Source organism: Pseudomonas sp. UMAB-08 (assembly GCF_900095225.1).
Taxonomy (GTDB): domain Bacteria; phylum Pseudomonadota; class Gammaproteobacteria; order Pseudomonadales; family Pseudomonadaceae; genus Aquipseudomonas.
The window spans coordinates 429,657-450,168 of record NZ_LT607415.1; the positions used below are offsets into that span (position 1 = coordinate 429,657).

Annotated in this window: 18 protein-coding genes; 5 read left to right on the plus strand and 13 right to left on the minus strand. The window is 58.9% G+C overall.

The annotated features are described in order from the left end of the window. The first annotated feature begins 112 nt into the window (after positions 1-112). The 4 genes from K0F75_RS05080 (at position 113) to K0F75_RS05095 (ending at position 6,457) form a co-directional block, all read left to right on the plus strand. The gene (locus K0F75_RS05080) at positions 113-3,004 is read left to right on the plus strand and encodes an EAL domain-containing protein (RefSeq protein ID WP_219060750.1); all 2,892 of its coding nucleotides are present in this window, start codon (positions 113-115) and stop codon (positions 3,002-3,004) included. 338 nt (positions 3,005-3,342) lie between these two features. Beyond that, the gene (locus K0F75_RS05085; protein ID WP_219060751.1) at positions 3,343-4,272 is read left to right on the plus strand and encodes an autotransporter outer membrane beta-barrel domain-containing protein; all 930 of its coding nucleotides are present in this window, start codon (positions 3,343-3,345) and stop codon (positions 4,270-4,272) included. An 86-nt stretch (positions 4,273-4,358) separates the two neighbouring features. After that, positions 4,359-5,684, plus strand: a complete 1,326-nt coding sequence (locus K0F75_RS05090; protein WP_219060752.1) for a nodulation protein NfeD — start codon at positions 4,359-4,361, stop codon at positions 5,682-5,684. Positions 5,685-5,698: 14 nt separating this feature from the next. Continuing rightward, complete coding sequence (locus K0F75_RS05095) at positions 5,699-6,457, plus strand: slipin family protein (protein WP_219060753.1); 759 nt, start codon at positions 5,699-5,701, stop codon at positions 6,455-6,457. Between the two features lie 38 nt (positions 6,458-6,495). Here the strand turns inward: K0F75_RS05095 and K0F75_RS05100 are convergent, their stop codons facing one another. Both K0F75_RS05100 and K0F75_RS05105 read right to left on the minus strand, forming a co-directional pair. Continuing rightward, the gene (locus K0F75_RS05100; protein WP_219060754.1) at positions 6,496-8,088 is read right to left on the minus strand and encodes a DHA2 family efflux MFS transporter permease subunit; all 1,593 of its coding nucleotides are present in this window, start codon (positions 8,086-8,088) and stop codon (positions 6,496-6,498) included. After that, on the minus strand, positions 8,085-9,218 hold the full coding sequence (locus K0F75_RS05105) for an HlyD family secretion protein (protein WP_219060755.1): 1,134 nt from the start codon (positions 9,216-9,218) through the stop codon (positions 8,085-8,087). The genes K0F75_RS05100 and K0F75_RS05105 overlap by 4 nt, the downstream gene beginning before the upstream one ends. A 475-nt stretch (positions 9,219-9,693) precedes the next feature. Between K0F75_RS05105 and K0F75_RS05110 the strand changes: the two genes are divergently transcribed. After that, a complete protein-coding gene (locus tag K0F75_RS05110) occupies positions 9,694-9,957 on the plus strand; it encodes a DUF2790 domain-containing protein (RefSeq protein ID WP_219060756.1) in 264 nt (87 codons plus the stop codon). A gap of 123 nt (positions 9,958-10,080) precedes the next feature. On the opposite strand, the gene K0F75_RS05115 is transcribed toward K0F75_RS05110, so the two are convergent. The 11 genes from K0F75_RS05115 to K0F75_RS05165 all read right to left on the minus strand — a co-directional run bounded on the left by K0F75_RS05115 (position 10,081) and on the right by K0F75_RS05165 (position 20,510). Then, on the minus strand, positions 10,081-10,308 hold the full coding sequence (locus K0F75_RS05115) for a hypothetical protein (RefSeq protein WP_219060757.1): 228 nt from the start codon (positions 10,306-10,308) through the stop codon (positions 10,081-10,083). 257 nt (positions 10,309-10,565) lie between these two features. Continuing rightward, positions 10,566-11,342 carry a hypothetical protein gene (locus K0F75_RS05120; protein ID WP_219060758.1) on the minus strand — a complete coding sequence of 259 codons (777 nt, stop codon included), beginning with the start codon at positions 11,340-11,342 and terminating at the stop codon, positions 10,566-10,568. Positions 11,343-11,360: 18 nt separating this feature from the next. Next, positions 11,361-12,836 (minus strand): hypothetical protein, encoded by a 1,476-nt coding sequence (locus tag K0F75_RS05125; RefSeq protein ID WP_219060759.1) that lies wholly within the window; start codon positions 12,834-12,836, stop codon positions 11,361-11,363. A 12-nt stretch (positions 12,837-12,848) separates the two neighbouring features. Beyond that, positions 12,849-13,706, minus strand: coding sequence for a lipase family protein (locus K0F75_RS05130; protein WP_219060760.1), 858 nt, complete (start codon positions 13,704-13,706; stop codon positions 12,849-12,851). 202 nt (positions 13,707-13,908) lie between these two features. After that, positions 13,909-14,646, minus strand: a complete 738-nt coding sequence (hutC, locus tag K0F75_RS05135) for a histidine utilization repressor (protein ID WP_219060761.1) — start codon at positions 14,644-14,646, stop codon at positions 13,909-13,911. Further along, positions 14,646-15,782: a histidinol-phosphate transaminase gene (gene hisC, locus K0F75_RS05140; protein ID WP_219060762.1), complete on the minus strand. Its 1,137-nt coding sequence runs from the start codon at positions 15,780-15,782 to the stop codon at positions 14,646-14,648. The genes hutC and hisC overlap by 1 nt, the downstream gene beginning before the upstream one ends. Further along, positions 15,779-16,579 (minus strand): amino acid ABC transporter ATP-binding protein, encoded by an 801-nt coding sequence (locus tag K0F75_RS05145; RefSeq protein ID WP_219060861.1) that lies wholly within the window; start codon positions 16,577-16,579, stop codon positions 15,779-15,781. The genes hisC and K0F75_RS05145 overlap by 4 nt, the downstream gene beginning before the upstream one ends. 137 nt (positions 16,580-16,716) lie before the next feature. Further along, positions 16,717-17,388, minus strand: a complete 672-nt coding sequence (locus K0F75_RS05150) for an amino acid ABC transporter permease (RefSeq protein ID WP_219060763.1) — start codon at positions 17,386-17,388, stop codon at positions 16,717-16,719. After that, the gene (locus tag K0F75_RS05155; protein WP_219060764.1) at positions 17,385-18,044 is read right to left on the minus strand and encodes an amino acid ABC transporter permease; all 660 of its coding nucleotides are present in this window, start codon (positions 18,042-18,044) and stop codon (positions 17,385-17,387) included. Before K0F75_RS05155 ends, K0F75_RS05150 begins: the two co-directional genes overlap by 4 nt. 74 nt (positions 18,045-18,118) lie before the next feature. Then, on the minus strand, positions 18,119-18,955 hold the full coding sequence (locus K0F75_RS05160) for a transporter substrate-binding domain-containing protein (RefSeq protein WP_219060765.1): 837 nt from the start codon (positions 18,953-18,955) through the stop codon (positions 18,119-18,121). A gap of 178 nt (positions 18,956-19,133) precedes the next feature. Continuing rightward, complete coding sequence (locus K0F75_RS05165; RefSeq protein WP_219060766.1) at positions 19,134-20,510, minus strand: FAD-binding oxidoreductase; 1,377 nt, start codon at positions 20,508-20,510, stop codon at positions 19,134-19,136. Positions 20,511-20,512 lie beyond the last annotated feature (2 nt).

Below are 20,512 nucleotides of genomic sequence, written 5' to 3' on the forward strand. Positions count from 1 at the left end.
GCGTATAAAACAATTGATATACAGCACGATAAGCTTTAAAAAAAAGGATTGTTAGCACATCGATTACTACAACTAAGATGTGTACCGCCAGTTTCTGGCTCATGGAGCGCTGATGAGTTTCCGGCCTTTGACCGACACCTTGGGGCAATCGAGTGATTGCGGCGATGTCGCCTCTCAAACTATCGGCAGCTCGGGCAGTGCCAGGGATGCGATTGAAACGCTGTTTGCAGCAGCCCGGAGCTGGAGCCACACGACGTCATGGGTCGCGTACAGAGCCGGTGAGCAAATGCACCTGGTGGGGCAGGGCGATCCGCAGATGCAATGGCCTGCCAGTATCGCCAATGACGCGTTCGATGCTTTTTGCGTTGCCGGGAAACTGCACCGTTGGCCAACGGGTAACGGTGAAAGTGTGCTGGGTTGGCTATTGGCGCCATTGGATGACGCAGCCAATCCTGCCTTGGTCGACTTTGCCCTGCGTCTGGGCGTTCAGGTGCAGACCGATACGCTGGCTCGGGCGCAAATTACCCAGCGCGTGCTGTATGAAATCACCTACCTGGCCAGCTCCACACGTGAGCGTTCGGTCTTTCTGGTCGGGGTTCACCGTTTACTCGCGACGCTGATCGACGCCGAGAATTTTTACCTCGCGCTCTATGATGCTCGCAGCGGCAAAATTACCTACCCCTATTACGTCGACATCATTGATGTCGACGCACTGGAAGCCGAGAACTACGAATTTCTCGATCCCACGCACTTGTCCTTGACCGGGCAGGTGCTGACCAGCGGCCAGCCACTGCTGATCGATGCCGCCGGTATTCGCACCGCCCAAGCCCAAGGCCGATTCTTTTGTGTAGGCCACCGGCCCGAGTTCTGGATGGGCGCGCCGCTTAAAAATGCATCGGATGATGTGTTCGGCATGCTGGCGATGCAGGTGTATGACGTTTCGCGCGCTTACAGCGCCGAAGACCGGGCGCTGTTCCTGGTTGTTGCGCGACACGTGGCCATGGCGCTCGACCGGATACTGCACCGTGCCGACCTGGAAGAAACGGTGTTGCGGCGCACCCTGGAACTGTCGGAGCTCAACAATGCGCTGCGTCAGGAGGTGGCGGACAGAGAGCGTGCTGAGCACCTCCAAAGCGCGCTGTTTCAGATTGCCGAACTCTCGAGCCAATCCGGCGACATGGAGGAGCTTTTTCAGCGTCTGCACGGGATCGTGGGCGATCTGTTGTTTGCGAAAAACTTCTACATCGCGCTCTTTGACGACACGACCGCAGAGGTCACTTTTCCTTACTATGTCGATGAGCGACAGAAGACGCGACCATCGTCGCGACGTGGTCAGCGTGGGTATACCGAGTATGTGATACGCCAGCGCCGGCCACGTCTGATTGATCGGGACGAGGCCTTGAGGCTGGAGAGCCTCGGCGAAATCGAAATTATCAATGAGTCCACCCGATCTTATTCCTGGCTGGGAATTCCGCTGTTCGATGGTGACATGGTGCGTGGCGTGCTCGCGGTGCAGAGCTATACCCCTGAGGTGAGCTATTCCCGGCGCGATCAAGAGTTGCTGACCTTCGTGTCGCGTCATATCGACACTGCGTTGTCGCGCCGCAGCGCTGCCGAAGCGATCCACGCGGCCAACCTCAAGCTCGAAGCGAGGGTTCAGGATCGCACCCGCGAGCTCGACCACGCCAATGCCAAGTTGCAACACGAGAACTCCCACGACACATTGACCGGTCTGCCAAACCGCGGCTATTTGCAGCAGCGCCTTGATGTGGCATGGACTCAGTTTGGCAATGACGGCCGACCACTGGCCGTGATGTTCATCGACCTTGACCGCTTCAAGCTGGTCAACGACAGCCTGGGCCATCACTTCGGCGACCTGCTACTGATGCAGGCAGCCTACCGTTTGCGCAATTGTCTGCGTGACAGCGACCTGCTGGCGAGGCTTGGCGGCGACGAGTTTGCGGTGCTTGCGCCCGAGGCGCCGCTCGACGCGGTGGTCGACATTGCGGAGCGGATTCTGGCGGCGTTCGACCTGCCGTTTTTTATCAATGGCCATGAAGTGTTCTCCTCCTGCAGCATCGGTATTGTCAGCGCCGACAGTCAGTTTCACCATGAACCGGCTGACCTGTTGCGCGATGCGGACATGGCGATGTATCGGGTCAAGAGTGGCGGTCGCGACAGCTATGCCGTGTTCAATCAAGAAGTGCGACGCGAGGTGTCGGACCAAGTCGAGCAGGAAGGCGCACTGCGCAATGCCCTAAAGCGCACTGACGAACTGGTGCCCTATTTCCAGCCTATCGTCTGTGTGCGAACAGGCGAGTTGGTCGCGCTAGAGGCGCTCATTCGCTGGCACCAGCCTGACGGTCGGGTCATCGTCCCGGGCCAGTTTCTACCCGCTGTAGAAGGCCTGCGCCTGATCGGACGGCTCGACCTGTACATGCTGACCAGTATCGTCGTCATTCTGGCGCAGCCCGAACACGCCCACTGGCCGGCCGTGCACGTGAACTGCTCCAGCTACAGCATGACCCGCCCGGAATTCGCCAATGAAGTGCTGACGCTGCTCGCGCGGCATGGGGTTGCACCGTCGCGGATCTGCCTGGAACTGACCGAGGGCGCGCTGGTGGCCGAACCGGACATTGCGCGGCGGACCATGCAGCAACTGGCCGACAACGGTATGTCGGTGGTGCTTGATGACTTCGGCGCGGGGTTCTCGTCGCTGAGCTATGTGCACCAGTACCGCTTCAGCGGCCTGAAAATCGACAAGTCATTCATTCTCGAACTCACCGCCAGCCCGCGCAGCCGCGCCATTGTTCGGGCCATCGTGCGTATGGCCGAATCACTCGGCCTCTCAGTGGTGGCCGAAGGCGTGGAAGACGTCGAGACCCTCGACCTGCTGCGCGAAATGGGGGCTGGTCAGGCTCAGGGTTATTACTTCGCCAGGCCCATGGCGCTGAACGAACTGATCCAGACCTCAAGAGCCCCAGGAACCTGGAGGCTGGGGTAATCGGTCGGCCGTGCAGGCCATAGAGGTTAGTCGATCTACCCGCGATCGCAGGCCATTTTTAGGGGCTATTCGGCATAATGAATAGCGCTTAAAGAAGTGTTAACTATCAGGTATTTGTTCATCGCAAATTCATTCAAAAGCATGTTGTCCACTTTCTTGACACTCCCCCATACCTCTCCTTAGCTATGACTAACTACCCCCGGTAATACCATCGGAGGCAAGCCTCGAATACCTGCCAGCGCAGGTCGTCGGGGCTTGCCTCAATGATTTCGGTCGCCCCTCATTCGGGGTAGGAGAGACGCCAGAGCGAGTACTTATGCGACAGCAAGGAATTCTCAATGAAAACTTCCATGACCCACCAGGAAATCAAATCGGCGGTGTGCGCTGTTTCGACTTCAATTCTTCTGTGCTCCGCCCTGGAAATTCAGGCATCGCCGCCAGAGGATGCAGCGATTTCCTGGTCCCGCGGGGACATTCCGATTCTCTTTTTGCTACCCCTTGACCCTGTTCGATTGGCAGGGAATCTCGCTGCTACCGGCCCCGGCAATGCTCAAATCGGCCCTGCGCTTTATGCCGCGCAAAACACTCGCGGGGATACCCAGCGCGCGGGCCTGTTTGTCGGACCCAGTCCTCTGCCGAGCAATACCGCTGGCTTTGTAGTAACCCCGGCAGCCAATGCCGTGAACCTGCAAAGTCAAAGCCTGGGGGCCTACTGGAGCCTGACCGCAGCGCAAGGCTGGCATGTGAATCTGGTCGCGATGGGGACACGCCTGAACGGTCAGGCACGCTCGGAACAAGGCGACTGGCGAGCCGCCGAAGGCAACGCCGTGACGTTGTCGGTGGAGGGCGGTTTTCCAATCGGTATCGGCGAAAACTGGATCATTGAACCCCAGGCGCAGTTAATCAATCAGCGTGCGTCCCTGGGCAGTCAGAGCACGGCGGCGGTCAACGCTCCCTATGATCAGCAGACGTCATGGAGCGGTCGTGTCGGTGCACGCCTCACCGGGAGCTACCAGGTCCGCGGCCTACCGGTCGAACCCTACGTGCGCACCAACCTTTGGCGCACGTATTCCAGCGGGGAGACGCTTACCCTGGGTCAGGTCGACAAGATCAGCAGTAGCCGCAACTCATCGACGGTAGAACTGGGCCTGGGTCTGTTGGCCAAAGTCTCGCCGACCGTCAGTCTGTTTGTCAGCGCCGACTTCAGCAGCGATGCCGAGAACGCCTTTGGCTTGATCGGTAACCTTGGCGTGCGCATGCGCTGGTGAGCACCACCCCTTAAACCCATCCGTCCGGGGCTGGCGTCAACTAAAATGACAGGTGACAGTCGGCGAGACATGTTCGGGAGGTTTCTGTGGGCAGTCGCTGGTGGCGCAAAACAGTGCTGTTGATATGGTTGCTCGGGGTGTCCGTGGGGGCGACTGCTGCAGACGGTTCGGTCAGGGTGCTGGCGGTGGACGACGTGATCGGCCCGGCCAGCGCCGAGTACGTGGTTAATGGCTTGGCCCGGGCCGCGGATGAGCAGGCTCAGTTAGTGGTGCTCACCATCGATACCCCAGGCGGGCTGCAAAGCTCGATGCGGGTGATGGTGCAAGCCATTCTCGCTAGCCCGGTGCCGGTGGTCAGTTATGTGTGGCCCAGCGGTGCCCGTGCGGCGAGTGCCGGCACGTATATCCTCTACGCCAGCCATATCGCGGCCATGGCACCGGGCACCCATCTGGGCGCCGCCACACCTATTCAGCTTGGCGTACAGCCAGAGCCGTCAGGGTCTCCTGCAATCGACACCGAGACGCGCAAGCAAATCAGCGATGCGTCAGCCTTTTTACGTGGGCTGGCTCAATTGCGCGGGCGTAACGCCGAATGGGCCGAGCAGGCGGTACGTGACGCTGTCAGCCTGACTGATTCTGAAGCCGCGAAACTTGGCGTCATTGAGTACCGGGCCAAGGATTTGAGCGATCTGCTCGGGCAACTGGACGGCAAAGTCCTGAACGTGGGAGGCCAGAGTGTGCAGTTGCATACCGCAAATGCGACGGTGATTCACGACGATCCGGACTGGCGCATTCGTGCTCTGGCGGTCATCACCAATCCCAATGTGGCGCTGGTGCTGATGATGATCGGCGTGTTCGGTCTGATTTTCGAATTTTTTAACCCCGGCTCGGCAGCTGGAGGTGTCATCGGTAGCATTTGTTTGTTGCTGGCGATGTATGCCTTGCAATTGTTGCCTGTCAGTTATGCCGGTGTCGGTCTGATCATGCTGGGCATGGCGCTGATGGTGGCCGAGGCGTTTCTGCCGAGTTTCGGGGTGATCGGTTTTGGCGGCATTGTCGCTTTTATCGGCGGCGCGACGATGTTGATGGACACCCAGGCTCCCGGATTTTCGGTGGCGCTGCCGCTGATCATCGCGATGGCAGCGGTCAGCGCCCTGTGCCTCATCGGTCTGGTCGGGGTAGCGCTCAAGGCCCGGCAGCGCCAGGTTGTCAGCGGTGACGCGGGTCTGGTCGGCAGCATGGTCACGATAACCGCATTGCAGGCGGATGACCCCTTGGGTGGTTGGGTGCAACTGCAAGGTGAAAACTGGCAGGTGTTGAGTCAAACACCGTTACGGCCCGGTCAACGGGTCCGGGTAGTGGCGCGTCGTGGCCTGCTGCTGGAGGTCGCGGTGGTGCCGGATACGCCTTAACAAGGAGACTGATCATGTTTGTGCAACTGGGTTTTGGCGCGCTGGTGTTGCTGTTGGTACTGCTGGCGTTGTCTACCTTTCGTATCCTGCGTGAGTATGAGCGAGGGGTGGTGTTTCAGCTGGGGCGGTTCTGGCAGGTCAAGGGGCCGGGCTTGATCCTGCTGATTCCGATGGTTCAACAGATGGTGCGGGTCGATCTGCGTACGGTCGTGCTGGATGTGCCGCCGCAGGATGTGATCACCCGGGACAACGTCTCGGTGAAGGTCAACGCAGTGCTGTACTTTCGGGTGCTTGATCCGCAACGGGCGATCATCCAGGTCGAAGATTTTCTCATGGCGACCAGCCAGCTGGCGCAGACCACATTGCGGGCCGTGCTGGGCAAGCACGAGCTGGATGAGCTGCTGGCCGAGCGTGAGCGGCTCAATGTCGATGTTCAGAAAGTGCTCGACGCACAGACCGATTCCTGGGGGATCAAGGTGGCGAACGTCGAGATTAAACACGTCGACCTCAACGAGTCGATGATTCGTGCCATCGCCAAACAGGCTGAAGCTGAACGTGAGCGTCGGGCCAAGGTGATCCACGCCGAAGGCGAACTGCAGGCCTCGGAGAAGTTGGCAGAAGCCGCTGAGGTGCTGGGTCGGCAACCCGGTGCCATGCAACTGCGCTATATGCAGACCCTGAGTGTGATTGCCAACGACCGTACCTCGACGATTGTCTTCCCGTTGCCCATCGAGTTGCTTAAGGGCATGGCCGACCTTTCGCCCAAGGCGTAAGGGGACGATGTACACCTGATGCAACCCCGATGACGGCCTCAATGAGCATCAGGAGAGGGCGAGGCGGGCGGCACGACCTTGTGCATCAGTGGCACCATTGCGGTCGCGATGATGAAACACACCATGATCGCCAGAAACGCGTCGGAGTAGGTTTGCGTCTGGGCTTCGCGGAACGTCAGCAACCACAGTTGGTGTAAGGCCGCCGTGGTGCCTTCGCTGCTGGTCTGGCCCAGGGTTGCAAGGTTGTCGCCGACCTGGCTCAGCCATTGATTCATCGCTTCGTTGCTGCTGTTCAGATGCTCGGCCAAACGAGTGAAGTGCAGGTTGGTGCGGTCATTCAAAATCGTGGCGCAGGCAGCGATGCCGATGGCGCCGCCGAGGTTACGCATCAGGTTGAACAGGCCGGAGGCTTGTTTGAGCCGCGACAGGGCCAGGCCGCCCAAGGTCAGGGTCACGGCGGGTGGCACTGCCAGTTGTTGGGCGATGCCACGCAGTGCTTGCGGCAACATCAGTTCATGAGCCCCCCAATCGTGGGTGATGGGCGAGAAGTCCCACATGGACACTGCGAACAGCGCCAGGCCGGCCATCATGATCCAGCGCAAGTCGACGCGATTGGCCAGAAAGGCATACAGCGGAATCGCCATGATCTGGAACACACCGGTGGAAAAAACCGCCAGACCGATGTCCAGCGCGCTGTAGCCGCGCACCCGGCCCAAAAACAGAGGTGTCAGGTAAATCGTCGCAAACAGGCCTATGCCCGTGACGAAGGAGAAGAAGCAACCGAGCGCGAAATTACGCTCTTTCAGGGCGCGCAAATCGACGATGGGGTTGGACACCCTTAGGGTGCGACCGATGAAGGCGACCGCCGCCAGCCCGGAGATCCAGGCCGTGGTCAGGATCGTGCTGTCGCTGAACCAGTTCCAGCGCGGGCCTTCTTCCAGGGTGTATTCCAGGCAGCCGAGAAACAGCGCCATGAACACCATGCTCAGGTAATCCGCCCCCTTGAGCAGTGACAGGTCCGGCTCGTCGATGCGCACCAGCATCGGCACGGCCACCGCGACGAAAACGCCGGGTATCAGGTTAATGTAGAACAACCAGTGCCAGGACGAAATGTCAGTGATCCAGCCACCGATAACCGGGCCAAGGGTCGGCGCCAGGGAGGCGATGGCACCGATGGTCGCTGCAGCGATGACTTTCTGTTTGCCGGTGAAAAACATGAACGCCGAGGTAAACACCATCGGGATCATCGAGCCCCCAAGGAACCCTTGCAGCGCCCGAAACACAATCATGCTTTGAATATTCCAGGCCGCGCCGCACAGCAGACTGGCGAGGGTGAAACCCACTGCTGACGCGCAGAACAGCCAGCGCGTGGACATCACTCGCGACAGCCAGCCCGACAACGGAATGACCACGATCTCGGCGATCAGGTAACTGGTCTGCACCCACGCCGTTTCATCGGTACCCGCCGACAGGCCACCGCCGATATCCCGCAGCGACGCGGAAACGATCTGGATATCCAGCAGGGCGATGAACATGCCGACGCACATAGTGGCGAAAGCGAATACTTTGGTTGCCGTGGCCATCGACGCGGCGTCGAAGGGTTTGGCGGGAGCAGAGACGATGGCACTCATGGTGCGCTGGCCTGATTGTCGGTGATGCGGTGGCCTGAGTCGGCGTGAGTATCGACCTCAGCCGTCACCGACAGACCCGGACGTAAATGGCCCAGAACGCCGTCGGCTTGATCGAGCAGAATCCGCACCGGTACACGCTGCACGATTTTGGTGAAATTGCCGGTGGCGTTTTCGGGGGGCAACACGCTGAACTGTGCGCCTGTTGCGGGCGCGAGGCTGTCCAGATGGCCATGAAATTCGCGGCCCGGCAGCACATCGGCATGAATGCTCACTGCCTGGCCAGGAAACATATGGGCCAACTGGTCCTCTTTGAAGTTGGCGTCCACCCACAGACCGCTGGCCGGTACCACCGACAGTTGTTGCGAGCCGGCGGCGGCGAAGGCGCCAACCCGCGCCCGGCGATTGCCGATAACCCCATCGACCGGGGCGCGCAACTCGGTGTAGCCCACATTCAGTTGGGCCATGTCCCGCTCGGCCTTGGCCTGCATCAATGCGGCCCGGGCTTGTTGCTTTTGCGTGGCGATCACCGCGATTTGCCGCTGGGTCGCCAGCATCGAGGCCTGAGCCTTGGCCCCATTGGCCTGGGCGGTTTTGAAGGTGGCATCGACCCGCTGTGCGCTTTCGACCGACACCGCTGACTGGCTAACCAACCGTTGATAGCGAGAATGGTCATCACGGGAGCGGACGGTCTCGGCGTTGGCCGCATCAATGCTGGCTTTTGCTTGCCCGATCACTGCGTATTGCAGTTGTTCGGTAGCGTCCAGATTGGCCAACAAGGCTTCCTCTGCGGCCACCGCACCCTCGGCTTTGTGCAACGCCGCAACGTAGTCCCGGTCATCAATCTTCACCAACAGATCGCCCGCGTGGACCCGCTGGTTATCGGTGACGTTTAGTTCAGTGATGTAACCGGAGACTTTCGGGCCGATCACCGTGACATCACCACCGATGTACGCATCGTCGGTTGACTCGATAAAGCGCCCGACCGTCCACCAATGAATGCCAAAAACCACGGCCAGCACCAACGCAGCGGCCGGCATCACCCATGACAGCAGGCGTTTGAGCCGTGCGGGACGGCTTTTTCTCACAGCGACTGCTGTGTCGGTATCACCTACCGCAGTTGAGCTATTCATCGTAGGACTACCTGGTGGATTCAGAGGCTGTGGACATCAATGCAGGCCAGGCTTCGCGGCGCTGGCGTCCCACGGGTGCGGATGGCGCGCCGTTCACGGTGGGTTCTTTAATATTACGGTCGTAATATGAATGAGTAAATCGCATTGTGCAAGTCACTGCCTAGACCGGTGGTCAGCAGGGAGGAGAGGCAGATTGGGACGAAGATGTATGGACGTGATCGAGGGCAATACGACGTATTGCGTATTGTCTTTGTGTGTATTAACTGCATGTAACGGAGTGCGGGGTTATTGTTACCAAAACTGCACATAGTCTTTATCAGAATAGGCACTGTAAGTTAGCGCCGTTGCCGCCTACTCTTCACCTCGCCAACCATTGAAACCTAAACAGACACGTTGATCACTCACGTCTGCAAGATGAAATTGACGTGTCGAGAGTTTGGCTGCCTGCCACATCTAAAGTTAGAGGAATGCAACGATGAAAGCGTCACTGCTGTTTTTATTAGCCTGTGTGTCTGCAGTCAGCATGGCCGATGAAAAACACGAAGGGACTGCCCAGCAACAGCCTGTCGTAGAGCACTACGATTATTCAATGAAACTGGACGTTGCGAAGGTCATCTCGATCACCGAGCCCCAAGCAGTCTGTGAAGCCGTCCCAGTTCAAATGAATTATCTAGACTCCGCTGGCAAGCAGCACATTGTTGAATACCTGGTGATGGGTACCGGTTGCTCTAATGGTTGATTGTTCATTGTCGTGAGCGTTTTGATAACACGCTGTATGGCCTGACGTATAAAAAAGGCCCTGTGATACAGAGCCTTTTTTAATGCTTTCCGTTTGTGCTTTTCAGGCCGCTGATGATTAAGCTTACAGCTCTGTCAGCCGTTGGCTGCACGCGTCGTCAAAGGCCACATAAAGACGTTCCGCAATCTGACTTTTAATCGCTTTTCCGCTCTCGAGTCCGAGAACGAACCCTTCAGCTTTGCCCCCTGCGCGATTCAAATCATCGGCCGTGCCCGCTTGGGTGATGGCATTCAATAGCTTCTCGGCGTCCGGTCCCACGCCTTTTGGCAGCACGATCCCGTCGAGGCTCATTGTTCGACCCCTTGATGTGAAGGCCTGGCGCCGTCGAGGCAGCCGGGCTGCATGCTGTGTTGGTCGGTCATGATCAATTCCTTAAGCCGAGTATCGGGCGCTGCGTAGAACCACAGGCCGGGGGCGATGGTAGGCCACGCACCGACGGTTAGCGAGCACATCCGGTAACTCGGCATTGAGGATGATCGTCCTGGCGCCGGGAAAGCGGGGATGCTCTTGTCCTGGACGTTGAGCCACTGCCCGCGATGAGCGGTCGGTTACGGGCGGGGCAGTGCCTTGCGATCATCGATTTCATAGGTGTTCCCCACCACAAAGCGACCGATTGGGCTTTTTTTGCCCATCGTCACGTAATAATCGTGCCAGTGGCGTGCTGCGGTCCAGATAGCTTCTGGACAGGAGGCCCGCGTCTCAAGTCCCGGCGTCAGGTCCAGACCGGCGCCGCCGAACGCGGCCTCAAGCATGCACGCTGAAGGTAGGCCGGTGCGCTCATGAATCGGGTTTGGAGCGGCATTCACTCCCCAGGCAAACGCCAGCCAGCGGACGATGTGTTCGAGCGCATCAAGTGCTCCGCGATTCTGAGAAAAATCAGTGATCTTCTGCTCAACTTTTTCTTCGCTGATGGGCAGGGCGATCAAGGCAATGTTTGGCCAGTTGGTGGCGTCTGCAAAGCGAGCAAAGGGTTGCTCGACGACACCATTGGTCTCGGAGGCAAACACGCCGTTGGCCGGTTGCAGCAGGGGGACATTAATGGCGGTCGCGGCTGACAGCGCATTAGCCCCTGTTCTGAGGAATAACGCATCGGACCAATAGGACGGAAGCATGTCATTTCTCAAGTGAGATTGGGCCACGCGACTACGAAACGACAGAACATCGATACCCCCGATCAGCGCGATCAGACTCCAGTCATTTCGTTTGTGCAGTTTCATGTCTTTCAACGCCCGTGAGGCCCACTTCACGTTGTCTTCTTCCTCTGGGCGCTTCAACTCGGACAGATAAGCGTTGGCCTCGGTGCTTTTGGACCTGATCTGTTGCATGGTGGCAACTCCTGTCAATTAATAGGACAGCAATGCAAAAGGCCCCACTTGGGTGGCGCGTCGTTGCGCGTTGATCGAGAAGAAAGTGATGGTCATTTCGACCACTTGCCCCGTCGTGCAAAACTGCAGCATTGCGACGTAATCACCTTTGTTTAACGGTGGGCCCGGCACAGGAGAAAACTCGCTATTGGCACCAAACCAGCCATGCGCGGGCTCGGGGGGCGAGTGACGAGGCCACGCGTCATCAGGACCCAGCCAGTTTTTGACGGAGTTGATAAGCTCTTTCGAGCGATCCACCCACGGGGTGCGCATAAGGCACGAAGGTGAACAGATGACTTCTGTCAGAAGTTTAAGTCCGCTGGCGCGATGAGTGGCTTGGGCCACCCGACTCCAATGAACATCGCCCGTCAGATAAACAACCGGGATCCGCAGCGTGGCCAATCGATCGAGCGTGTCCTGGATAATCCGGAATTGTTTGAAGTTGCTGTACTCGGCATCGGCTACTCGCTCATCGAGCGCATTGGGTGTGTCGACGAACAAGGCTTGTCCGCCAGACAGCACCCCGACGCAGGACTGGTGGTTCGCTTTGGCCGACATCAATGCCTGCTCCCATTCCTCGAGTTGCTTTACCGTGCTTGCAGACATGAGCCCTGTGGGGGAGTCGAAGTCCGAACTGCGTGCCATCCGGGTATCGAGAAACAACATGTACATGGGCTCGATATCAACGCGATAACTGGTGCCTGCGCTGCCGGGGGGCCCACCCTGTTGGTAATCCTCATACAGTCCAGTTGCGGCCTTGATCCACCTCGCGCGTGCTGCGGGTAAATGAGTCCCCGGTAACTGAGCCTGACCCACGGGTGCATTATTGAACAGCTCGTGGTCGTCCGGGATGCACACAGTAGGTGCCATTTTCAGGACTTTCTGCAGCCCGGGGATATTGAGTTCATCCGAGATCCAGTTTCTTTCGTACTTGGTGCCAAACGCCTGGGCGAGTCCCTCGGCGTCCTCCGGCAAGTCCTCAAACAGTGGGAGGTCAAGATAGACTTGATCCCCTGCCAGCACGGTCATATCTGGCTTGATCCTTAAATCCTTGACGATGTAGCCGAGCAGCCCTTTATCCTCGGGCTGGAAATAACAGGAACTCAGAAGCAGATTGAAAGTACCTTCCAGCTTGGCCGGCACCTTTGTCGGAAAGGGCGGGACGATGAGTTCGATGCCTTTGTTGTTTGCCGTGATATGGAGCCTGACGGGGTCTGGCGTGGCCAACTGTTTGAACTGAAAAACGCCCTGATAATTAAGCGGCTGATGGTCGCCTCGGGTCTTGCTGTCCCTGATGGGGTGAAGCTCTCCATTTTCAGGCACGGTGGGTTGTTCATTGAGTTTGAAAGCGAGGGTCGGGCCCTCGGCGCGCTCGCTGTTGTCCACGTAAAAGATGCCGACCCAGATCTGTATGAAGCCCTTCTTTCCCACTTGCGGTCGCGCATTGAGAATCATCCGGTTGCTCCCTTACCAAAAGGCTCGCACGTAATTGATGGGCGCGTGGTCAGCCCAATCCCGGAGAAATACATTTTCGGGGTGACGCGCATACCGCATCAGATAATCGACGCGCGCTTTTTCCTGATCTTCGAGGATCTGTGCGTGGGAGAAGGATGCCTGCAGGACGCCGTTGTGGTCGATATAGCCAAGCCCGTGCACATGGTCGAAACCCAGGCTGGCGGGCACTAATTCGGTGACCACATCACAACAGTCGACCAGCCGCATGACGCGCAGTTTTTTCTGCGCGGCCAAACCTTGGATAAAGTCAGGATCACCGACCCGTGGCGACCCAAGGGTCACCAGTAGGTCCGCCCCTGCGGGTTCGGCGAGCAGGGTCGCAATGGCGGCGCCCAGGCTATGCCCGGTGATGGTCAAGGACGTGCGTTGATGGGCGGTATCGTCGAGCCACGTCTGGATGGAAGGCCAGAGTCCCAGGGCTGCCTTGGCGAATCCGCTGTGCACCTGACCGTGTCCAGGTGTCCACGTCATGCGCATCACCTGCACATCCGATATCAAGTCTTTTATGCGGTCAATTTGCGTGCCTCGCAGGGCTATAAGCGCGCAGCCATCATCGCGTAGGGTGCCGAAGCCCTCGCTGCCTGTCGGGCCATGCCGAAAGTACTCGGGTTGCCCGAATCCTTGGCTCGAGAGTGTGATCTTCAACGTAAGCCTGGCAGCGTCAGACTCTTCGGTGCGCAGGTAGGCCAGCCGGGCCGCCTCCACCGCCAAAGAAAGATCACCCTGCGCAGGGACTGAAGCAAAAGCAGAAGGCTGTGCTTCGGGGTGATAGAGGGCTGTTTGCGAGGGATCGTATTCGAGAGCCGACATCGCCTGTGCGCTCCTTGCAGAACGGGAATGTTCGGCCTTCAAACTCAATCGCTATACACAATTGAGGCGCGACAACTGGACGGGCCGGGTTTCGCATCCGCAGCCTCTGACCACCGTGGATGCAACAGTTAAGCTAGTTGGGATTAGAGAACCTGCCACCTGAAAAGACTGAATTGTTTTGTGCAGTGAGCGGTGGGGCCACTCAGCTATCGCGGTGAGCACCGCTGACCGGCAGGCGGCTGCCGAGTCGATAGCGTGATGAGGGATGAACCAGACGCACGTAAGTGACAACCTTGCCGCCGCACCAGGTTCGACGCATCAGCACCAGGCAGGGCTCACTGGCATCGATCTGCATGTATTTGCTTTCATCGTTGCTGGGATGGCTGGCTTCTACGATGTGTTCCATCTCGTCAGGGTGGATCACTTGCAGCAGGTACCGGGACGCTTGCAGGTGTTCGCCGAATGTTTGCTGAATAAACTCGGGCGCCAGCTCGGGGTTGACGTAACGGTCCTCCAGTTGCACCGGCACGCCTTCTTCACAGTGCACGCACAGCAGGTGAAACACCGAGGTGCCGGTGGACAACGCCAAGGCAGCAGCCACGGCCATTGAGGCGGCTTCGCGACCCAGATACAGCACCTGGCAGGAGTACCGATGGCCACGGGCAATGATTTCGTCAGCAATGTTGGTGATGCGCAGCAGGTTCGATTGCGGTTTGCTCTCGGCGACAAAGGTGCCGACCCCTGAGACCCGCACCAGATGGCCTTCCCCGGTCAATTCTCGCAACGCCCGGTTGACGGTCATGCGCGACATGCTCAGCTCTTGCACCAGCCGGTTTTCCGAAGGAATCAATTCGCCGGGCTTCCATTCGCCAGAGCGAAGTTTGCCTTGCACAAAGTCCTTCGCTCGCTGGTAGAGGGCCTGCGGTGCGGCTTTTATCATCAGGCGCTCCGCACGTGCTGTTGGGTGAGGACGCTTGCCAACGCCTCAAGAAACAGATCGTTATCCTCACGACTGCCGACGGATACTCGCAAATACCGGGTATGCCCGGCCTCACGCCAGGGTTTGATGATCACGCCCAGGCGTAACAGCGCCTGGTTGACGGTCTCGGCTGCGAGGGGCGTGGAGAAAAACAGGAAGTTGGCCATCGACGGCACACTGACGATGCCCAAACCCTGTAGCGCAATGGCCATCCGGCGACGTTCGCGGGCGACATGTTCGAGGGTGGCGTGCAGGTGCTCATCATCGGCCAATGCCGCAACCGCCGCAGCCTGGGCCACGCGGTTGATATTGAAAGGCGTGCGCAGGCGATCAATCAGGTCTGCCAACACGGGATCACTGACGATACCGTACCCGATGCGCAGGCCTGCCAGCGAGTAGGCTTTGGAAAAGGTACGCAGCAAAATGAACGGTTTAGCGCTGTCCTGGATCAGGCCCAGGCAGTCCGGGTACTCGGCTTCATGTTGCGCGTATTCGTAATAGGCTTCGTCGAACACCAGTAAACAGTGCGCAGGCAATGCCGTGAGCAGTTGTTGCAGTTCATTGGCGTTGAGGGTGCTGCCGACCGGGTTGGACGGGCAGGAAAACATCAGCAAACGCGTACGCGGCGTCAGTGCTGCAATCATCGACGCTACGTCGAAGGCACCGTCGGCGGTCATCGGTACGCCCACAACCTGGGCGCCTGCGGCCATCGGATAGATGAAGTGCAGACCGAAGGACGGCACCACAGTCACCACTTCATCGCCATGGTCGAGAAACACTCGGCTGACGATACTCAGGAGATCCTCCGAGCCATTGCCGAACACCAATTGATTACCCAGCACCCCGAGCTTTTTCGAGAGGGCGGTGCGTAACACCAGGCAGTTGGCGTCCGGGTACAGGGCAATTTCGCTGCACGCCTGGGCCATGGCGGCGGCCACGGCGGGGGCCGGACCGAGCGGATTTTCATTGCTGCCGAGTTTGGCGACGCGGGTCAGGCCAAAGCGTTTGCGCACCGCCTCCGAGCTGAGGCCTGCGTTGTAGCTGGCAAGGTCGCGCACTTCGGCGCGAGCCAGCAGGTTCAAATCGGACGCGCTCATGCCGGGCTCACTTCTTTGCTGTCCTGCCAGAACGCGTTGCGGTCCAGGTAGTTCTGCAGGAACTGCTGTAGACGCGGGTGTTCGGCGTTATGAAATATCTCGTGCGGCGTGCCGCGCGCGACGACTTCCCCCTGATCGAGAAACACCACCGAGTCGGCCACTTGCGCGGCGAAGCCCATTTCATGGGTGACCACGACCATGGTCATGCCTTCTTTGGCCAGGGTTTTCATGACTTGCAGCACCTCGCCGACCAGCTCCGGGTCGAGGGCCGAGGTCGGCTCATCGAACAGCATGATGTGCGGCTCCATGGCCAGTGCTCGGGCAATCGCCACACGCTGTTGCTGACCACCGGAAAGCTGGGCTGGATAAGCATCCGCCTTGTGGGCGAGGCCAACTTTATCGAGCATCGCCATGGCCCGTTGCCGCGCATCGGCGGCAGACAGTTTACGCACGCGCAGCAACGCTTCACTGACGTTGCCCAGCGCGGTCATGTGCGGCCACAGGTTGAATTGCTGAAAGACCATGCCGACATTGCGCCGCACCATATTGATTTGGGATTGCGCGGCGCGTTTGCGGCCCTTGCCGTTGTCTGGCACCCAGCCGAGCAGTTTGCCTTCGATGTAAATCTCGCCTTCGTCGTATTCTTCGAGAAACGCCATGCTGCGCAGCAGGGTACTTTTACCCGAACCGGACGGGCCGATCAGGCACACCACTTCTGAGTGCCGGACTTGCAAGTCGATGCCCTTGAGTACGCGCAACGGGCCGAAACTTTTGCCGACGCTGTGCAGTTTCAGCATAGGCTCGCGGTTGTCGGAGAGTGCTTCGGGAGTTTTCATCGCTTCACCTGATTCTTGCAATGCGGGTAAGTGCGTGGCGGTCGGGATTGCCGTCGTGGGTGCCGGGCGCGGGCCTGTGACGGGGCGGAGGGCGTCGTTCATCGTGGCTGCTTCTGCATGAAACGCCCGACCCGCACTTCAAGCAGCATGCCCAGCCGTGAGCACGCTTCCACCAGTAGCAGGTAGCCGATGCACAGCACCAGCAGGGTTTCGACAAAGGCGAAGGTTTCCGAGCCGATGCCGGTCAGGACCATGGTCAGTTCGGGGATGGTGATGATCGACAGCACGGCGGTTTCCTTGCACAGGATGGTCACCAGATTGACCAGTGCCGGGAGGATGATCACCAGCATTTGCGGAATCTGAATGCGCGTGATGCATTGCAGGCGGCTGATGCCCAGGCAGTCGGCCGCCTCCAGTTGGCCACGGGCCACGGACTCAAAACCGGTGCGAAAAATCTCGGCGAAATAAACACTGCCATAGATGCCCAGGCCGAGGATGCCGGCCGGGATGGGCTCCAGGCTGAGGCCAAAAGACGGCCCGCCGTAATACACCAGAAAAAGCTGGACCAGAAACGGCGTACTTCGAATCACCTCAATGAACACCCGCAGCGGCGCGCGAACCAGGGTGTTGCCGAACAGCTGCGCGACGGCGATCAGCATGCCGAGTATGAGCCCGAGAGCGACACCGGCAGACCAGGTGCCGAGGGTGACCATGAAACCCTGGCCGATGTCACCGAGGTGCTCGGTGATGATCCTGGGGTCGAAAATCATAGGGCTCGCTCCTTCAGATGACGCTCCAGCAGGCCACCACAAAACGCCAGCGGAATGTTGATCAGGCAGTAAAAACCAGCCAGCATCAGGTAGTCCTGAACGAACATGTAGTCACTGGCCGCTATGTTCTGTGCGGTACGGGTCAGGTCGGCCAGACCCACTACGGATACCAGCGACGACGCCTTGATCAGCAGAATCATTTCATTGACCAGCGCCGGCAGGGTCAGGCGCACGGCTTGAGGCACGCGAATGCGCACCAGCATTTGCCCTGCGCTCATGCCCAGCAGGCCGGCGGCTTCCAGTTGCCCGCCGGGAATGGCGAGAAAACCACCGCGCATGATTTCAGCTATATAGGCCCCGGCCGCCAGCGACAGGCCGATCACTGCCGCCACCATGGGCGAGACGTTCGGCAGGCCAATGCGCGGCAGGAAGTAATAGATAAACAGCAATTGCACCAGCAGCGGAATGCCGCGGAACACGAATATATAGGCGCCACCCAGACGTCTTAACAGCGGCACGGGTGACAACCGCAAGCTGCCGACGATAACGCCGATGACAAAACCAAAAACCAATGCCGCGACCGAAACCTCAAGGGTCACCAGCAGGCTGCTCAGCAGCAACGGCAGGTTTTGCAGCAGTAAAGGCCAATCGAACATCGTCGTGACTCCACCCTCGATGATCGCCGGCCCGGTTGAGCCGGCGATCCGTTGATCCAACCCGCTAAAGCGGTTTACCAGGTTGGGTCGAAGTCAGCTTTAGGCACGTCCATTTCGGCCCCGAGCCATTTTTTCTGCAGGCTGGCGAGGCGACCGTCTTCATGCATTTTCAGCATGGCGGCGTTGAGGGCGGCGATCAGGCTGTTGGCGTCGTCATCCTTGCGTCCCAGGTAGGCAAAGTAGGATTTCTTGCCGAACGGCGGCATGACCACTTTGTACAAGTTTGATTTCTCGGCCGCGACATAGGAAATGTTCGGCAGGGAGTTGGCCACTGCGACGATGCGCTTGGCCGCCAGGTCGGCATAGGCCTGGTTGTTGTCGACGTACTCGCGGATCGTGACTTTCTCCGGCAGGGTCGCGGCGAAGGATTTGAGCTCTTCGAGCTGCGCCGATCCTTTGCCTGCGCCGACGGTCTTGCCAGAGATATCTTCAGGCTTTTTGATGGTCTCGTCTTTGGCGCCAATCATCAGCGCTACGGTCGCTTCGGCGATCGGCATCACGAAGTGGTAGCGCTCTTTGCGCGCCTTGGTGACGATAATAGGGCCAGCGACCACGTCGAATTTCTTCGCTTCCAGCCCTGGCAATACGCTCGGCCATGGCAGGTCGAGGAACTTGATCTTGACCCCCAGTTCTTTGCCCAGTTGTTCGAACACTTCGGCGTTCAGACCTTTCTGTTTGCCGTTGTCGGTGAAGTCGAACGGTGCAAATTGCAGTTCGGTGCCCACAACCAGCTCACCGGCTTTTTTCACATCGGCCAGTTGATCGGCATGCGCCGCCAGGGGAGCAACGGCCAGGGCCATGGCGACGCACAGGCCGTTGAATGTCTTACTGAACAGAGAATCGAGTTGCATGGGGTAACTCCTTCATCAGATGCAGTGAACGCTGGTGGTTTGTGTCGGTTCTTGTGTTGGCTGCGGTGTTGATTTTTATGATTGTTGCTAAGGGTTCTTGCGGGTGACTCAATGGGTTCTTGCCTATTGCCCAGTGCAGTTAGCGTGCCATACCTGTATGTACAACCTGAGAGGAGCTTCAGCCGAGTATTTTCCCTGGATTGAGAATGCCGTTGGGGTCATAGCAATCCTTGAGTTGCTGCATCGCCTGGCGCGCTTCATGGCTGACCGAGTGATGAAGAAATTCGCGCTTGAGCAGGCCGATGCCATGTTCAGCGGACACCGATCCGCCCAACTCACCGATGGCGGTATAGACCAGTTCCTCAATCTCAAGGACAGGTGCTGGCTGTGGCAACGAATCGCAGTCCACGGTCAGGTGCAGGTTGCTGTCACCGATGTGACCGAAGTACACGCTGCGGTTACCCGGCCAGCGTTGCTCAAGGCGCTGACGACACAGCTCGGCGAAGTCGCCGATCTGGCCAATGGGCAGACTCACGTCGAAATTCAATGGCGTCATGCGCAACGGAAATTCACCGGTCGCTTCGCGAATCTTCCACAGTGCGCGGGCTTGGGTCTGTGAACTGGCCAGCACTGCATCCACCACTTCGCCAGCGTTGATGGCATCTTCCAGGGCCTGCTCCAGCCGCTCGCGGGGGGCGGCGGATTCCAGCAATACGTACAGTGGATAATCCTGCGATATCGGTGCTACCGGATTTTCCAGCCAGGAAACGCCCAGGCGGAAGAAATCCTGCCACATCAGCTCATAGGCTTGCGGTGTGCCGACGCTGCGTTGCACACGCCGCAGCAGGCTCACCGCGCTGGCGTAGTCGGGCAGGGCGCACAGCAGGGTCGTGGTTTCACCGGGTAATGGCGCGAGCTTCAAGATGGCGCGGGTGATCACCCCAAGGGTGCCTTCGCTGCCGATGAAGCACTGTTTCAGGTCATAACCACAGTTGTTCTTGATCATTTTGTTCAGCAGATTGAGCACGCGGCCATCGGCCAAAACCACTTCCAGGCCGAGCACCAGGTCTCGGGTCATGCCATAGCGGATCACCGCATTGCCACCCGCGTTGGTCGCGATATTGCCACCGATCTGGCATGAGCCTCGGGCACCCAGGTCCAGAGGGAATAGAAAGCCTGCGTCGAGCGCCGCGTGCTGAATCTCTTGCAGCGTGGTGCCCGCCCAGACACTGATGGTGGCGGCGGCGGGGTCGATTTCTTCAATGCCGCGCATCCGCTCCAGTGACAGGGCGATGTCGGTTTCCCGAGGCACCGCGCCGCCAGCCAGTCCGGTCATTCCCCCTTGAGGCACGATCGTTTGCCGTGCTGCGTTGCAGATGCGCAAGGCGGCGGCGACGTCCTCGGTGCTTCTTGGCAATAACACCGCCGCCGGACAGGCAGGTGCGTGTCCGGTCCAGTCGCTGTAGTGCCGTTGATTGATCGCGGCGCCCGTGACTACCGCCGTGTCACCCAATGCTGCACACAATTGCTCGAGGGTCTGTTGTAGATGAGGCATTG

Excerpts from the sequence above, each read along its gene's own strand:
- K0F75_RS05105 (WP_219060755.1), bottom strand. The coding sequence starts at position 9,218 with ATGAATAGCTCAACTGCGGTAGGTGATACCGACACAGCAGTCGCTGTG.
- K0F75_RS05125 (WP_219060759.1), bottom strand. The coding sequence starts at position 12,836 with ATGATTCTCAATGCGCGACCGCAAGTGGGAAAGAAGGGCTTCATACAG.
- K0F75_RS05160 (WP_219060765.1), bottom strand. The coding sequence starts at position 18,955 with ATGCAACTCGATTCTCTGTTCAGTAAGACATTCAACGGCCTGTGCGTC.
- K0F75_RS05110 (WP_219060756.1), top strand. The coding sequence starts at position 9,694 with ATGAAAGCGTCACTGCTGTTTTTATTAGCCTGTGTGTCTGCAGTCAGC.
- K0F75_RS05145 (WP_219060861.1), bottom strand. The coding sequence starts at position 16,579 with ATGCTGAAACTGCACAGCGTCGGCAAAAGTTTCGGCCCGTTGCGCGTA.
- K0F75_RS05130 (WP_219060760.1), bottom strand. The coding sequence starts at position 13,706 with ATGTCGGCTCTCGAATACGATCCCTCGCAAACAGCCCTCTATCACCCC.
- K0F75_RS05085 (WP_219060751.1), top strand. The coding sequence starts at position 3,343 with ATGAAAACTTCCATGACCCACCAGGAAATCAAATCGGCGGTGTGCGCT.
- K0F75_RS05080 (WP_219060750.1), top strand. The coding sequence starts at position 113 with ATGAGTTTCCGGCCTTTGACCGACACCTTGGGGCAATCGAGTGATTGC.
- hisC (WP_219060762.1), bottom strand. The coding sequence starts at position 15,782 with ATGAGCGCGTCCGATTTGAACCTGCTGGCTCGCGCCGAAGTGCGCGAC.
- K0F75_RS05115 (WP_219060757.1), bottom strand. The coding sequence starts at position 10,308 with ATGAGCCTCGACGGGATCGTGCTGCCAAAAGGCGTGGGACCGGACGCC.
- K0F75_RS05100 (WP_219060754.1), bottom strand. The coding sequence starts at position 8,088 with ATGAGTGCCATCGTCTCTGCTCCCGCCAAACCCTTCGACGCCGCGTCG.
- K0F75_RS05150 (WP_219060763.1), bottom strand. The coding sequence starts at position 17,388 with ATGATTTTCGACCCCAGGATCATCACCGAGCACCTCGGTGACATCGGC.
- K0F75_RS05155 (WP_219060764.1), bottom strand. The coding sequence starts at position 18,044 with ATGTTCGATTGGCCTTTACTGCTGCAAAACCTGCCGTTGCTGCTGAGC.
- K0F75_RS05165 (WP_219060766.1), bottom strand. The coding sequence starts at position 20,510 with ATGCCTCATCTACAACAGACCCTCGAGCAATTGTGTGCAGCATTGGGT.
- K0F75_RS05120 (WP_219060758.1), bottom strand. The coding sequence starts at position 11,342 with ATGCAACAGATCAGGTCCAAAAGCACCGAGGCCAACGCTTATCTGTCC.
- hutC (WP_219060761.1), bottom strand. The coding sequence starts at position 14,646 with ATGATAAAAGCCGCACCGCAGGCCCTCTACCAGCGAGCGAAGGACTTT.
- K0F75_RS05095 (WP_219060753.1), top strand. The coding sequence starts at position 5,699 with ATGTTTGTGCAACTGGGTTTTGGCGCGCTGGTGTTGCTGTTGGTACTG.